General features: G+C 45.5%; 15 protein-coding genes and 1 pseudogene. 3 read left to right on the top strand and 13 right to left on the bottom strand.

Annotation, left to right across the window (positions count from 1 at the left end; translation table 11 throughout):
- Positions 1-23: 23 nt before the first annotated feature.
- The 3 genes from V6D44_RS06915 to V6D44_RS06905 form a co-directional block, all read right to left on the bottom strand.
- Complete coding sequence (locus V6D44_RS06915; RefSeq protein WP_087992786.1) at positions 24-395, bottom strand: DUF423 domain-containing protein; 372 nt, start codon at positions 393-395, stop codon at positions 24-26.
- A gap of 61 nt (positions 396-456) precedes the next feature.
- Complete coding sequence (locus tag V6D44_RS06910) at positions 457-1,779, bottom strand: purine/pyrimidine permease (protein WP_253268656.1); 1,323 nt, start codon at positions 1,777-1,779, stop codon at positions 457-459.
- Positions 1,780-1,798: 19 nt separating this feature from the next.
- Positions 1,799-2,116, bottom strand: a complete 318-nt coding sequence (locus V6D44_RS06905; RefSeq protein WP_141113421.1) for a YwdI family protein — start codon at positions 2,114-2,116, stop codon at positions 1,799-1,801.
- Between the two features lie 165 nt (positions 2,117-2,281).
- On the opposite strand from V6D44_RS06905, the gene V6D44_RS06900 reads away from it, so the two are divergent.
- Complete coding sequence (locus V6D44_RS06900) at positions 2,282-3,652, top strand: aldehyde dehydrogenase (protein WP_087992789.1); 1,371 nt, start codon at positions 2,282-2,284, stop codon at positions 3,650-3,652.
- A gap of 24 nt (positions 3,653-3,676) precedes the next feature.
- On the opposite strand, the gene V6D44_RS06895 is transcribed toward V6D44_RS06900, so the two are convergent.
- The 5 genes and pseudogenes from V6D44_RS06895 to V6D44_RS06875 form a co-directional block, all read right to left on the bottom strand.
- Positions 3,677-4,354: a uracil-DNA glycosylase gene (locus V6D44_RS06895; protein WP_202327889.1), complete on the bottom strand. Its 678-nt coding sequence runs from the start codon at positions 4,352-4,354 to the stop codon at positions 3,677-3,679.
- 14 nt (positions 4,355-4,368) lie between these two features.
- Positions 4,369-5,175: a glycosyltransferase family 2 protein gene (locus V6D44_RS06890; RefSeq protein ID WP_087992791.1), complete on the bottom strand. Its 807-nt coding sequence runs from the start codon at positions 5,173-5,175 to the stop codon at positions 4,369-4,371.
- Between the two features lie 89 nt (positions 5,176-5,264).
- Positions 5,265-5,797: pseudogene (locus V6D44_RS06885) on the bottom strand (hypothetical protein).
- Positions 5,798-5,844: 47 nt separating this feature from the next.
- Positions 5,845-6,480, bottom strand: coding sequence for a permease prefix domain 1-containing protein (locus V6D44_RS06880; protein WP_333516376.1), 636 nt, complete (start codon positions 6,478-6,480; stop codon positions 5,845-5,847).
- Complete coding sequence (locus V6D44_RS06875; RefSeq protein WP_087992794.1) at positions 6,473-6,811, bottom strand: PadR family transcriptional regulator; 339 nt, start codon at positions 6,809-6,811, stop codon at positions 6,473-6,475. The genes V6D44_RS06880 and V6D44_RS06875 overlap by 8 nt, the downstream gene beginning before the upstream one ends.
- Before the next feature lie 143 nt (positions 6,812-6,954).
- On the opposite strand from V6D44_RS06875, the gene V6D44_RS06870 reads away from it, so the two are divergent.
- Entirely contained in the window at positions 6,955-7,770 is an 816-nt protein-coding gene (locus tag V6D44_RS06870; RefSeq protein ID WP_333516375.1) for a bifunctional hydroxymethylpyrimidine kinase/phosphomethylpyrimidine kinase, read from the top strand.
- A 90-nt stretch (positions 7,771-7,860) separates the two neighbouring features.
- On the opposite strand, the gene V6D44_RS06865 is transcribed toward V6D44_RS06870, so the two are convergent.
- The 4 genes from V6D44_RS06865 to scrA all read right to left on the bottom strand — a co-directional run bounded on the left by V6D44_RS06865 (position 7,861) and on the right by scrA (position 11,775).
- Positions 7,861-8,109: a hypothetical protein gene (locus V6D44_RS06865; protein ID WP_087992796.1), complete on the bottom strand. Its 249-nt coding sequence runs from the start codon at positions 8,107-8,109 to the stop codon at positions 7,861-7,863.
- Between the two features lie 345 nt (positions 8,110-8,454).
- On the bottom strand, positions 8,455-8,772 hold the full coding sequence (locus V6D44_RS06860; RefSeq protein WP_333516374.1) for a hypothetical protein: 318 nt from the start codon (positions 8,770-8,772) through the stop codon (positions 8,455-8,457).
- 181 nt (positions 8,773-8,953) lie between these two features.
- The gene (sacA, locus tag V6D44_RS06855) at positions 8,954-10,393 is read right to left on the bottom strand and encodes a sucrose-6-phosphate hydrolase (RefSeq protein WP_087992797.1); all 1,440 of its coding nucleotides are present in this window, start codon (positions 10,391-10,393) and stop codon (positions 8,954-8,956) included.
- Complete coding sequence (gene scrA, locus V6D44_RS06850; RefSeq protein WP_087992798.1) at positions 10,390-11,775, bottom strand: PTS system sucrose transporter subunit IIBC; 1,386 nt, start codon at positions 11,773-11,775, stop codon at positions 10,390-10,392. The genes sacA and scrA overlap by 4 nt, the downstream gene beginning before the upstream one ends.
- A 300-nt stretch (positions 11,776-12,075) precedes the next feature.
- Here scrA and V6D44_RS06845 point away from each other — a divergent pair, with 300 nt between their 5' ends.
- Positions 12,076-12,846 (top strand): formate/nitrite transporter family protein, encoded by a 771-nt coding sequence (locus V6D44_RS06845; protein WP_202327887.1) that lies wholly within the window; start codon positions 12,076-12,078, stop codon positions 12,844-12,846.
- Positions 12,847-12,884: 38 nt separating this feature from the next.
- Here the strand turns inward: V6D44_RS06845 and sacT are convergent, their stop codons facing one another.
- Positions 12,885-13,715 (bottom strand): sac operon transcriptional antiterminator SacT, encoded by an 831-nt coding sequence (gene sacT, locus V6D44_RS06840; RefSeq protein WP_087992800.1) that lies wholly within the window; start codon positions 13,713-13,715, stop codon positions 12,885-12,887.
- Positions 13,716-13,753: the final 38 nt, after the last annotated feature.

The following is a 13,753-nucleotide window of genomic DNA, read 5'->3' as shown; positions in this document are numbered from 1 at the left end:
ATATGATGAGGATTGGCTTTTTTTTATAGATATTTGACGGCTGCGACAATGATCATGATCCAAGAAATAATAAACGCCACACCGCCGAGCGGGGTAATGGCCCCAAGAATGGAGATTTGCGTCAAACTGAGAATATATAAGCTTCCGGAAAACAGCACAATTCCCGCAAACATCAGCCAACCGGCTGTCGTGACACTGCCGATGCCGGATAATTTATCGGCCAGGAAGGCGACAACGAAAAGCCCAAGGGCGTGATACATATGATACTGCACACCTGTGTGCCACACCTGAAGATATTTATCAGGAATTTTCCCTTCTAATCCGTGAGCGCCAAATGCCCCGAGTCCCACAGCAAGCAGGGCGTTAATGGCCCCTAATATGATAAAAACTTTCATCTAGCTCTCCCGCCTTTTCGTTAAACTCATATCCTTTATCTTATCGCACCTATACTAAAATTCAATATTTGTTCTCCGATGACACGAGATTGTCGGATTTTCTCCTGCGCCAAAGCTGGAACTGGTCTGACGCTATTGCAACAAGCGTTCCTAATACAAGCCCGTTGCTTAACAGAGAAATAAATACCGGGTGCAAACCCTTTAAGGCAGTTTCAGGAACAAACATAATGCCGACCCCCGTCAACAGCGAGGTGCCGATCACAGACCGCACCCTTTTCAGTTCCGCTTTCTCATATGAATCAAATTCTGCAAGGGCCAGACCGCCCATCGCGGAAAACACAACAAAGTTTACCGCAAATCCAACGGGTGACGGCAGGCTCGCAAACGCATTCATGAAAAACGGGATCACGCTGATCACAACAACGAAAATACTGCCGAGCATAAACGGTTTTTTAGAAGGCATTTTGGTCGTTTCAATAAAACCCGCTGCTCCCGAAATCGGAACCGGTGCAATGGCTCCCGTCAAACCGCTCAGCAGATGGCTGAATGAGGCGGCAAAACCGGCATGGCGTTCATGATGCCGCCCATCCGGCTGTTTGCCGAATTTTTTTACAGCGATATCCACAACCTTCATGCTCGCCAGCATATTCACGATCAGCAAGATGGTAATAAAAATGGAGGTGATGATAAGACCGCTGTTAAATAAAGGTTTGCCAAAAGGAAACAGGGAGGGTAGCTGAAACAGCCGATCAGGTATTTCCATCGGCTTTGCCGCTCCGGCAGCCGCAAACAGCACCCATCCGCCGAACAGAGCCAATAAAATAGAATATTGCTTAAAAAACGTGATGTTCGAATTTGTCATTATAAAGGCGGCGGCGACTACAACAAGTGCAAGACCAAATACAAGGCCGTCTACACCGTCCTTGCGGTAGCCGATTCCGAGAATTCCTTTTATAATGGGCTGACTCAGCTGCATGACAAGCAGCAATAAATAGACCCCCGTTACAACCGGAGTAAACAAGGCTGCGAGCCGGTCAATGACCTTGAAGATACTTAACAAAAAGAAACATACAGCGCTTACAAGAAGAGCTCCCTGCAAACCGCGCAGTGTGTCCCCGTAAGTTGCAAAAACAGTTCCCGTCAGCCCGCCGTAGATCGTATACACGCCCCACCACAAGCCGGCGGGGCTCTCATTGATCGGCAGTCTGTGGCCTTTCAAACACTGAATGACTGCGGCAATTCCCAATACAAAAAATGTGCTCTGGATCAATCTCGCAGAATCTGAGTGATCCAGATGAAACGACTGGGCAACCGCCACCGGAACAACAATCGCCGCAGCAATGATAAACGCTGTCCATTGCAGCGCGCCAAGAACCAATTTCACGTGCGCTCAACCTTTCTCATTAAAAATCAAATAAAGACTCTCCGTTTCCGTCCTCTTCCTGCTTCTCTTTTTCCTGCTTTCGATAATTGTTTAATCCCGCGCTTCCCATCATTTTTTCCATCATCAACTGGTCTGTCGATGGCGGCGCGGCAGGACTTGGCGTGCTGCTCGGCTGGATGCGGGGCGCGCTCGCGGCCTCCGGCTGATCCAGCACGACGTCACACAAAGAACGGACAACCGCTACCGAGCGCTTCAGCTCCTCATCTAGCTCAGCCGTCTTCGCTTTTTTGAGCTCCTCTTCCATTTTTTGAATCAAAGCAGATATATGAATGTTCATCAAGAACCCTCCAGAATATTTATCGTCTTCCTGCATTTTATCAAATTCCCGCCACAAACGCAGATATGAGTTTGTGATTTTTTCTAACAAACCTTGCGCATTTGACAAGCAGAAGAAATTTTTCACATAATAAATCACCATACTTTACAAAAAAGGAGTGATGGAATGAACAGCATACCCTTTATCGTCAGCAAGCATAAAGCATATTTTGCGGCGGGGCACACGAGACCGCTAGAATCGAGACTGGACCTGTTGCAGAAGCTGAAACAAGCCATCAAAACACATGAAGCTGATCTCACAGCCGCTCTCTATCAAGATCTCAACAAATCCGAACAAGAAGCATACACAACGGAAATCGGAATTGTGTTGGAGGAAATCAGCTTTGTGATGAAACGGCTGGGAAAATGGGCCAAGCCGAAACGAGTCAAAACACCGCTGACCCATCTAGGCTCCAAAAGCATCATCATCCCTGAGCCGTATGGAACCGTTTTAGTGGTTGCGCCATGGAACTATCCCCTGCAGCTGGCGCTTTCTCCCTTGATTGGAGCCATTGCCGCCGGGAACACGGTCGTTCTCAAACCGTCGGAATATACGCCGGCTGTTTCCGCTGTTCTTTCCAACCTCATCAGCAGCGTTTTTCCAAATGATTATGTCGCTATGGCGGAAGGCGGGCCCGACGTCAGCACAGCGTTACTACAGCAGCCCTTCGATTATATTTTCTTCACTGGCAGCGTTGCCGTGGGGAAAATCGTCATGGAGGCTGCGGCCAAACAATTAACACCCGTTACCTTGGAGCTTGGCGGCAAAAGCCCCTGTATTGTCCATAAGGATGCGGACATACAGCTTGCCGCTAAACGCATTGTCTTCGGGAAATTTACGAATGCGGGACAAACCTGCATCGCACCGGATTATTTATTTGTTCACGAAGACATCAAAACAAAGCTCACAGAAGAAATGAAGCGTGCGATCAATGAATTTTACGGCCCTCAGCCCGAACGGAATCCGCAGTACGGCAAAATCGTCAGTGAGCGCCACTATCGGCGGCTGCTCGATTTTCTAAATAATGGCGTCCCGCTCACAGGCGGACAATCTGATTCTGATCACCACAAAATAGCGCCGACGATTCTTGACCAAGTGGAGGATGACTCTCCTGTGATGCAGGAGGAGATTTTCGGGCCGATTCTTCCGCTGTTTACGTACGGCGATATCGATGAAGTCATTGAGAAAGTCCAATCGCGCCCGAAGCCACTCGCCCTGTACGTCTTTACCACAAACAAAGAAATCGAGCGGTCTGTTTTAGAGAATCTGTCGTTTGGCGGAGGCTGTGTCAATGATACGCTAATGCACGTCGCGACACCGTATTTGCCATTCGGCGGCGTCGGAGAAAGCGGTATCGGCAGCTATCACGGATTTGACAGCTTTAACACATTTACGCACAAAAAAAGCGTCGTCAAACAAACGAACCGCTTCGACATCGCTTTTCGTTATCCTTCTTCCAAAAACGGGCTGCGAATGATTCGGAAAATACTCAAATAAAAAAGCGCAGATGATCCGCGCTTTTTACAAATCCTTTATACACCAATCAATCGGCGCTTCTCCCATTTTCTCTAAGCACGCATTCGCCCGGGAAAACGGTCTGCTCCCGAAAAATCCGTTTCTTGCCGAAAACGGGCTGGGATGCGTCGATTCAATGATAAAATGCTTGGACGTGTCGATCCGTTCTTTTTTCATTTGGGCATGCCGGCCCCACAAAATAAAGATTACCGGCTGCTCCCTTTCATTCAACACGTCAATAATCCGGTCCGTCAGCCGCTCCCAGCCTTTCCCTTTATGAGAATTTGCCTGTCCGCGTCTTACCGTCAGCACAGTGTTTAGCAAGAGAACCCCTTGCTTTGCCCAGCTGACAAGCGACCCGTGGTTCGGAATGCTGCACCCGATGTCCTCCTGCAGCTCAAGAAAGATATTTTTTAATGAAGGCGGCTGCTTCACACCCGGCTTTACGGAGAAGCTTAAACCCTGAGCCTGTCCTGGCCCGTGATACGGGTCTTGGCCGAGAATGACCACCTTGACATCATCGAATGGGGTATAATGCAGCGCATTAAAAATATCCCGGCTGTCCGGATAAATCGTTTGCTCCGCGTATTCCCGCTTCAGCATTTCTCTGAGCTCTTGATAATACGGTTTCTCAAACTCTTCTTCCAGCTGATTCCACCAGCTGTCTTCTAAAATCTGTTTCAAGATTCAGGCCTCCCTTACGTACGATGAAGTCTGGAATAGACAGGTTTGCCATCCCAAACGATTTCACTTTTTGCTTCCCGTCTTTTCATCTCAGGCTCTTCAAGCAGGACGGCAAAGTTTTTCGTCGGCAGTTCCCCGAGTCCGTGCTTTTCACTTAAACGATCCAAATATTGTTTCCGCTTGGCGCCAAGGTCCGCGGACTGATTGTCTCCCGCGTCACTGAAGGCATACATCACACTGGCGCAAGGGACACGCTTCACCCGGTAATCCTTCGCCGCGCGCAAATAAAAATCCCAGTCCCAATAATTGTGCACATCAGCATCGAAATAACCGATTTCAGCATGCAGAAAACGTCTGTACATGCTTCCCGACGGCACATATGTAGAGAACACTCTCATATCCTCGTAGTCAGCGGTATAAGCAAACAGCTTCCGCGAAATTGGATATCTTGTTCCGTTTTTCTCTTCAAATGAGACAATCTCCGCATCAGAATGAACGAAATCCGCCGTTTCTATTTCCTTCGCCATTCTCTCCACATGCCCCGGTGTAAAGAAATCATCGTCATCACAAAGCATAATGCAATCGCCAGACGTTTCTTTTACACCGGCATTTCTCGCAGCCACATGCCCCGAGTTCTTTTCTAAATTGATGACAGCAATCGGCAGCTCCGGATACAGTGCTTTGACCGGCACGACCGATTCCCCGGCATCATTCACAATAATGACTTCATAAGGCTTCAAGGTCTGCTGCGAAATCGACTCCAGAAGCTCACACAAAGCCGGAATCCGATTATAGGTCACAATTACGATAGAAATCTTCATGATGCTCTCCTTCACATTTTCATAGTCATGTACTATTAAAACATATATTGGACGGGAGATCAGTGGGAATATCCTACTGAAACAGTAAACTAGAATGATAGAAACAATAATGTGGCACCGATCAATAGCACCAAGATCAGTGCCAGATCTCCAAATACATGAAAGAGATCTTTCAGGCGTACGCTATTCGGAAGGATCAGATGCCACAGCTTAGATTGATAGACCGGAAGCAGCACAAGTGCATAAGAAAGACACAAAAAAGTAAAAGCCGGCGGAACAAAAGCACAGCCTGTATCGTCCCAATTCATCACGATGTCTTTCATACTAGATCCATCCAATAAAAACAAACTTATCATGAAGGCCAGCAGCACAAAGGACCCCAATTGAACATCAAACAGGCGCATTTTCTGGTTATATGCAAACCTGACCGCCCAAAACCAGACATAAGCATATGAACATAACAGCATAAGAATGGCACCGGCTGTAAAGACGACATCAGGCAGCCATCCAAGAAGAAAAACAAAAGGCAAGCTGGCTAACATAGCCAAGAGCATGCAGCCGCCAGTAAACAAAAATACTGCCCATGAACGAAAAAACCATATAAACAAGAGCTAAGCTTCACGACATACACCTTCCTTACATAGAAATTCTATGCATATACCTAAAAAATCAGGCAAGCTGACGCCTGCCAATATAACAGCCTATTCGGCCGAATAACGGAAATAACAGTGTTGCACAAGCGCAAATTCCGACAAACCAAGGCGTCAGAAAGGATTGAAACAGCGCAGCAGGAATCACATTGAACAGAAATACAAGCATAAAAATGATATTTGGCACTATAGAGATTTGAATCGTTTGTAAAACTAGCTTTTCTCCGCGTTTTCCAAACTCCCTCACCCCTTGATACCCAATCAGCACCCAGTACATGATATATGCAGCTAAGATCAGCCACACAGAAACAGAAATGCCTTTCCATACTGCTTGAACAATAGGCGATTCAAGCCAGACGTGCATCGTCGTAATAGCGATGCCGGCAGCGAATAGTGCGCTGTTACAGAAAAGATGGAACACCAAAAACACACGGAACGTTACAGGCTGTTCTTTCTTAAACGAAGAAACAATGTCAGCTGGTGTTCCGAACGTCTGCAATAAAATCTGCATAGCTTCCGCCTCACTCTTCCCTTCCTGAAGAGAGTGGAGCAGATGATGTTCAATATGACTCTCAATCTCTTCTATTATCGTCTCTCCTTCTGGAAGCCCTATAAGTCCATTTTTGATTTCAGACAAATATGTTTCTTTATCCATTCTGCCCGCCCCGCTTCAACATTCGGTCCATCATAGCCGAAAATACGCTCCATTCCTTCGTGCGTTCCGCCAGCACCTCTTTGCCTTCATCTGTAATCCGATAATATTTGCGGTCCGGCCCTTTCTCCTGCTTCTCCCAAAAGGAAGAAATAACCCCTTGGCGTTCAAGCTTGTGAAGAGAAGGATACAAGGTCCCTTCTTTCATCTGCCATTCATTTCCGCTGCGGGTTCCCATTTCTTTTACAAGCTCATAGCCGTACATCGGCCGCTCGTTCAGAAGCGTCAATACCAATATCACAGTGCTGCCCTTCACCAGCTCACGATTTAACATCACAAAACCCCTACCTAGTTTTCTTATGTAGCATTTTACGAAAGCTCTTTAGTATTGTCAAATGATTCCTATAGATCTTCTATATTGTGATACAGAGAAAATCTAACTATAATGAAAGACAAAACATGATGGAGGTTCAAGACATGTCTATGCATAAAGCACTTACCATTGCCGGCTCAGATTCCAGCGGCGGTGCTGGGATTCAAGCTGATTTAAAAACATTTCAAGAGAAAAACGTATACGGGATGACCGCCTTAACAGTGATCGTCGCGATGGACCCGAACAACAGCTGGGACCATCAGGTATTCCCGATCGATACTGATACAATCCGCGCCCAGCTTGCAACGATTACGGACGGCATCGGAGTGGACGCCATGAAAACAGGAATGCTGCCAACCGTTGATATCATCGAGCTTGCGGCAAAAACGATCAAAGAAAAACAATTAAAAAATGTGGTGATTGACCCGGTCATGGTTTGCAAAGGGGCAAATGAAGTCCTTTATCCGGAGCACGCCCAAGCCCTGCGGGAACAATTAGCGCCGCTAGCCACTGTCATTACACCGAATCTGTTTGAAGCCAGCCAGCTCAGCGGCATGGATGAATTAAAAACAGTTGACGATATGATCGAAGCCGCGAAAAAAATTCACGCACTCGGCGCTCAGTATGTTGTGATTACAGGCGGTGGCAAACTCAAACACGAAAAAGCCGTTGACGTTCTCTATGACGGAGAAAAAGCGGAGGTTCTCGAAAGCGACATGATCGATACGCCTTATACACATGGCGCAGGCTGTACGTTCTCAGCTGCCGTAACTGCGGAGCTCGCAAAAGGTGCGGAAGTCAAAGAAGCCATTTACGCAGCGAAAGAATTCATTACCGCTGCCATTAAAGAATCCTTCCCGCTCAACCAATATGTCGGACCTACGAAGCATTCCGCGCATCGTATGGATCAATCATCATAAACAACATCGGCTGCCTTACTTAGAGGCAGCCTTTTTTATATAACCAATAACTTTTCACAAAAAAAACTGCCGATCCCATCGGCAGCCTGTTTATTTGATTTTTAAATTGTTCGCAGATTTCCTCAAAAATGTTTCTATCGACTGAACAAAAAGTGCGTATTCCTTCATTTGCTCATATGCCCGTGAAAGAATTTCCGCCGTTTCACTGTGCGGTGCGGTCCCGCCAAGCATTTTTTTCAGCTGCAGCAGCACATCCTTATATTCTTCCCGCTTATCTTCAACCTGGTCCGCAGCCTTTTCCAAACATTCCGGTGTTATCTTCTGTTCATGTATATTCAAGAAAACAACTCCTTTTACAGAAAAAAATAGTAGGTTATCGTTGAAGAATAGCACAGATGGCACAGATTTCACATAAGAAAATAGAAGGTTTTCCTTTATAAAATTACTTTTATCCAAAATTTTAAATTTTTTCTTACTAAATCAATATATTATTTTACTATTTTAAAAAGTTCCGTACACGAAAGACTAGAATATAACATTTTTATACTCCTACAGAACAACAAGGGGATCACAAAGCACCAAATAAAAAAGAAGCGTTATCTTTTTTTGTATTTCAGGTCTTTATTAGATAACGTATAGTTAAACAGATATTCACCAGTTTAATGTTAAAACAATTTAACAGTTTTAATTAACCAATCTAGGAGTACAGAATGTTCCTAATGGTATATTAGTGACTATACCTCGATATGTAGCTTTAACTTGATTATATGTAAGGATCTCGGTTGAATACAACGGCACAATCCCTGCAAAACATCCTCCTTGATTGGTAATATAGAATTTTTCAGGAGAGACATCTTCGATTCTTTGATAAATCGTATAAAACTCTACCTCTTTCGTGTCCCCATAACTTTGAGGTGAAAAATCCATTGAACTAGCAAGTGTTAACGAAGGTGAACACACCAGACAAATGGCAAATAAAAAACTGGCTAAAATTTTCTTCAATTTAAACCCTCCTAAGTTTTAAATCTAAACTAATTATACAATATATTCACAATATGTAAATATATAGATTGAATTATCCTGTTACTATTCAACTAGACATTCGGCTCTTATAAAAAAACTACCTTTTGAAAGTAAGGCAGTTTTTTCAGTACAAGTGTCTTATAATTTTTCACAAAAGGAACTACATAAGTGTCCAAATTCCGACATTCATTTCAGATTTTCCGGTCGAACTGGCTGTCACGTCATGATTTCCGGGGAAAGGAAAATATCTTGCACTAAAGACCTCTTCTCCATGATTGATAAAGATTTCTATAGATGACGCGTCGATAAACATGTGCACAGTATGCAAATCCTTGATGCGGCAATGTCTCGCTTCTGTTCGTTTTCCGTCGAAGCTCGTTCGCTCCAGCGTAATAACCCCCTCGTTCTGATCAAAGGAGAACGCAGCCGTTCCCCGGATACTGATTGAAAAACCGGATTCTGTCTCAATGTCTTCGATCAAGATCTCAGCTCTTTCAGGGTTTTCAACTGGAAGCGTCCCAGATGATCCATGCATGTTGATTTGTATGTTCTTCTCATTCCTGCGCATGGCTTTCAGCTCAGGCAGCGGCTGCTGAATCAATTTCTGCCCTGATAGCGTCAGCTGTCTCGGCAGCGTCATACAGTGAATCCAGTGATAGTCAATTGTCGGATGAGATCCTTCATCCTGATCAGGCACCGCCATCCATGCAAACAAAATCCGCCTTCCCTGATCGTCTTCAAGTGTTTGCGGAGCGTAAAAATCAAAACCTTGATCAAGCTCAATAAAATCGCCATGCTTCAGTTCAGGCTTGTTATAATCAAGACGCCCGACAACATAACCTGATTGATACACGTTCTGATAATGAAAACCGTCTGCCTCAAGACCCTGAGGTGAGACAATCAGCACATCGGACCCCTGAAGAGTAAACAAGTCAGGGCATTCCCACATGTACCCGAAATCGTCCAGCCCATTGAAGCCTGCGCCAGTTACCGGGCCGAGAAATCTCCACTCCGTCAGGTTATCAGAAGCAAACAACACAGCGTGTCCTTGCCTATTCTCCGTTTGCGCGCCAATCACCATATACCATGTGCCTTCATGCTCCCATACTTTCGGATCGCGAAAATGCGGCGTGTATCCTTCTGGAAGGCGGGCGACAACACCTTTCTTCTCAAAGGTCAGCCCGTCATCAGATACAGCAAGGCATTGATATGTTTCTCGGTTCCCCTCCTGATCCCTGACATTTCCAGTGTAAAACAGATAAAGCCGACCGTCTTTCGTGACAGCGCTGCCCGAGTAGCAGCCGTTTTTATCGAACCAATCACTCGGCGCCAGCGCAATCTCTTCCCGCTTCCAATTCACAGCATCCTGACTCGTATAATGGCCCCAGAATTTCGCGCCGTGCCCCGTCTGAAACGGCTGCCACTGAAAAAACACATGAAAGCTGCCCTTCCAATATACAACGCCATTCGGGTCATTCAGCAGCCCAACCGGCGGCATGATATGAAAATGCTGGCGGTGCGGATCACTGTCAGCGATAGGCTCTTTTTTCTCCACTTCTTCATATGCCCGGCGACGAAGCTCCTGATCATGTGATGTCATTTTTTTCTCCCCTCATCCTCATTAATCTTCATAATAAACGCTGCGGTAAACGATGACACTCCCGCTATGGCCATCCCAATCAGATAGTTGATCAAGTTGCCAACGCCAAACGGCGCAGCAATGGCGATCATCGGAATCCCTGTTAACCCGTAAGCGTTTGCAGCAACATGTGTAAAGACGACATACGCACCGCCCAATGCGCCTCCGATCATCGCGGCGATGAATGGCTTACGGTAGCGAAGATTGACTCCGAATATGACTGGCTCAGTAATGCCGAGAAAAGCAGAGAATGCAGCCGGAAGCGCGATTTCTTTTGTCTTTGCCTTTTTCGCCATAAAGAAGACGGCAAGGCCGGCCCCACCCTGTGCGACATTCGCCATTGACCAGATCGGCAGCAAGTAGTTTTTGCCGATATCAGCAATAAGTCCTGCCTCAATCGCATGGAAACTGTGATGAACGCCTGTCAATACAATAAGTGAATAAGTCCCCCCGAAAACCAGACCCGCGACAAAACCAGCATGATCATATACATACGTTAAAGCAACCGTAATGCCGGAGCCAAGTGCTCTGCCCAAAGGACCAATCGCGATAAAAGCGACAAACCCGGTGACAATCACTGTGACAAATGGGGTAACAAGCAAATCTACCGAATGAGGAACCACTTTTCTTGTCCATTTTTCAATCTTGCTCATGACATAAACCGCCAGCAGGACAGGGATGACAGTCCCCTGATAGCCCAGAAGCGCGATATCAAATCCGAAAAGATGCATAAAATCTGGTGTTGCTTCCGCCAACCCCCAAGGATTCAAAAGCGTCGGATGAATCATGATTCCCCCGATAACCGCTCCCAAGTAAGGGTTGCTGCCAAACTCTTTTGAAGCACTGACCCCGATTAAAATCGGCAAGAAAATAAAGGCTGCGCTTGAAAACATATCAAGCAGCTGCAGCAAAGCAGACTCCTTGCTCATCCAATGAAACGCATTGATCATACCCAGTAAGCCCATTAACAGGCCGCTGGCGACAATAGCCGGAATGATTGGAACAAAAATATTAGAAAGCGTTTTCGCAAATCTCGCAGCGGGATTCAGTTTTTCTTTCGCCGCATCCTGGTGATTTACATGTTCGTCACGCTCGACATCAACTTCCTTCGAAAAAGCATCGTACACCTTATTGACAAGGCCTGTTCCGAAAATGATCTGGTACTGGCCAGAACTGCTGAAAGCGCCTTTGACACCGTCAAGCTCTTCTACTTGTGTTTGATCTATCTTTGATTCATCCTTAATCACTAAACGCAGTCTTGTTGCACAATGAGCCGCGCTGATAATGTTTTCTTTGCCCCCGAGAAGCTCGGTGAGGCGTTTTGCAGTCTCTTTGTAATCCATCTGTTTTTCCCCCTTTTATTTAAACAAAAAAGACCTAAAATTCGCCAACGAATAAAGGACACAGCGATCCTTTTTCATCTACGCAAATTTTAGGTCTTGCCTGCTTTACCAGTCACAATCCCGCTTATTCAGATTGAGAATACGCTTTCATCATAAATCATGACAGCGTTTTCGTCAACTGTTTTTTAGTTAAAAAGTTTGATAAAACATTTAGTCATAAATTCGTTGAATTTAATTGTGAAATACTTCACAATATCATGCTATACTATGCTCAATCATCAAAGAAAGCAGGAAAAGAACATGGAAACTCAAGCATTGCAAAAGGTTGAACAGTACGCTTTAAAAAAACAAAATATATTTATTTCCAGTAAATTCCGTTATTTGCTTAGATCCATTCTGGCCAGCATGTTTATCGGTTTCGGCATTACAGCCGCAAGCAAAACAGGCAGCTATTTCTTCATGGCTGATTCTCCGTTTGCCTTTCCGGCAGCCGCTGTCACATTCGGAGCCGCTATTCTGCTGATTGCTTACGGCGGCGGGGATTTATTTACCGGCAACACCTTTTATTTCACCTATACCGCGCTCCGAAAAAAACTTCGCTGGCGAGACACCCTGCACCTGTGGATGACAAGCTATGCCGGCAATTTAATTGGCGCCATCCTATTTGCTATTCTGATCAGCGCGACAGGACTTTTTGAGGAGGCTTCTGTTCATTCCTTTTTGATTCATCTGGCAGAGCACAAAATGGAGCCGTCAGCTTCCGAACTGTTTTTCAGAGGTATGCTGTGCAATTGGCTTGTGTGCCTCGCCTTTTTCATTCCGATGTCTCTCAAAGGAGAAGGAGCCAAGCTGTTTACCATGATGCTTTTTGTTTTCTGCTTCTTTATTTCAGGTTTTGAGCACAGCATTGCCAATATGTGCACATTCGCCATCGCACTTTTGATCGAGCACCCTGATACAGTGACACTGATGGGAGCGGTCAGAAACTTAATTCCTGTTACGCTCGGAAATCTGACCGCAGGAATAGTGATGATGGGCTGGATGTACTACACGCTCAATCCCGATAAATAAAAAAACTTCCAGAGATCACTCTCTGCAAGTCAAAGCGGTTATTCCGAGAGATCTTGAAGACGCTGGACATGCAGCGTGATATAGCCGGCCTCGGACTCCGGCAAATGTAATTGATATTCACTTTTCAAAAACTCCGCCAGCTCCAGCGCACATTGATAGGCAAATGAATACTTTTTTTGGATGAAATAAAGCATCTCCTCATCCATATGATGGAGCGCTTCATTTGATTCCAACCGACTGACCGCGTATCGCAAATGCGTGACAAGGCGTTGATAGGAAATGCTGTTTTCATCCACCTTTCGATTAAAGTAGTTTTCTATTTTCTCTATCATTTCTTTAATCATGGTCGTATGCTTCAGCGCTGAATACATGCTCTCCGCATCCATCTTCGCCGTATGGATGTGAAGGGCAATATAACCCGCTTCATCTTCAGGCAGAGACACGCCCAATGTCTCTTTTACATGTCTGATTGCCCACAGGCCGACCTCATATTCTTTTTTATAGAGCGCCTTTATCTCATGCAGCAGTTTATTCTGCACAAGCAGCCCATTTTGAACCCTTTCGATCGCAAAGGACAAGTGGTCAGAAAGCGCGATATGAATGTGGTCGCTCAACGGCGCCGCGAGCTCCCCCTCCGCATAGCTGATGATATCCTCAGCGATTTCAATATGCTCCTCCGGCAGCGTTTGCAGGATTTGTTTAAACTTTTCATTCTCGTCGTGCACGACAAAGATCTTTTCCACTTTATTCATAGGGATGAGATCATTTTTCTTTTTTTGAAATGCGATTCCCGGTCCCATCACGATTTTTTCCTGATTATCCTCTTTTATTAAAGCCGCATTGTTGTTTAATACTTTATAGATTTTCAAGAGGCTATCTCTCCCGCCAATTTGCTTTTGACTGGGAT

Source organism: Bacillus sp. 0209A (assembly GCF_036765095.1).
GTDB lineage: Bacteria > Bacillota > Bacilli > Bacillales > Bacillaceae > Bacillus > Bacillus subtilis_G.
Note: the sequence above shows the minus strand (reverse complement) of the source record. Positions and strands in the feature narration are given on the sequence as shown.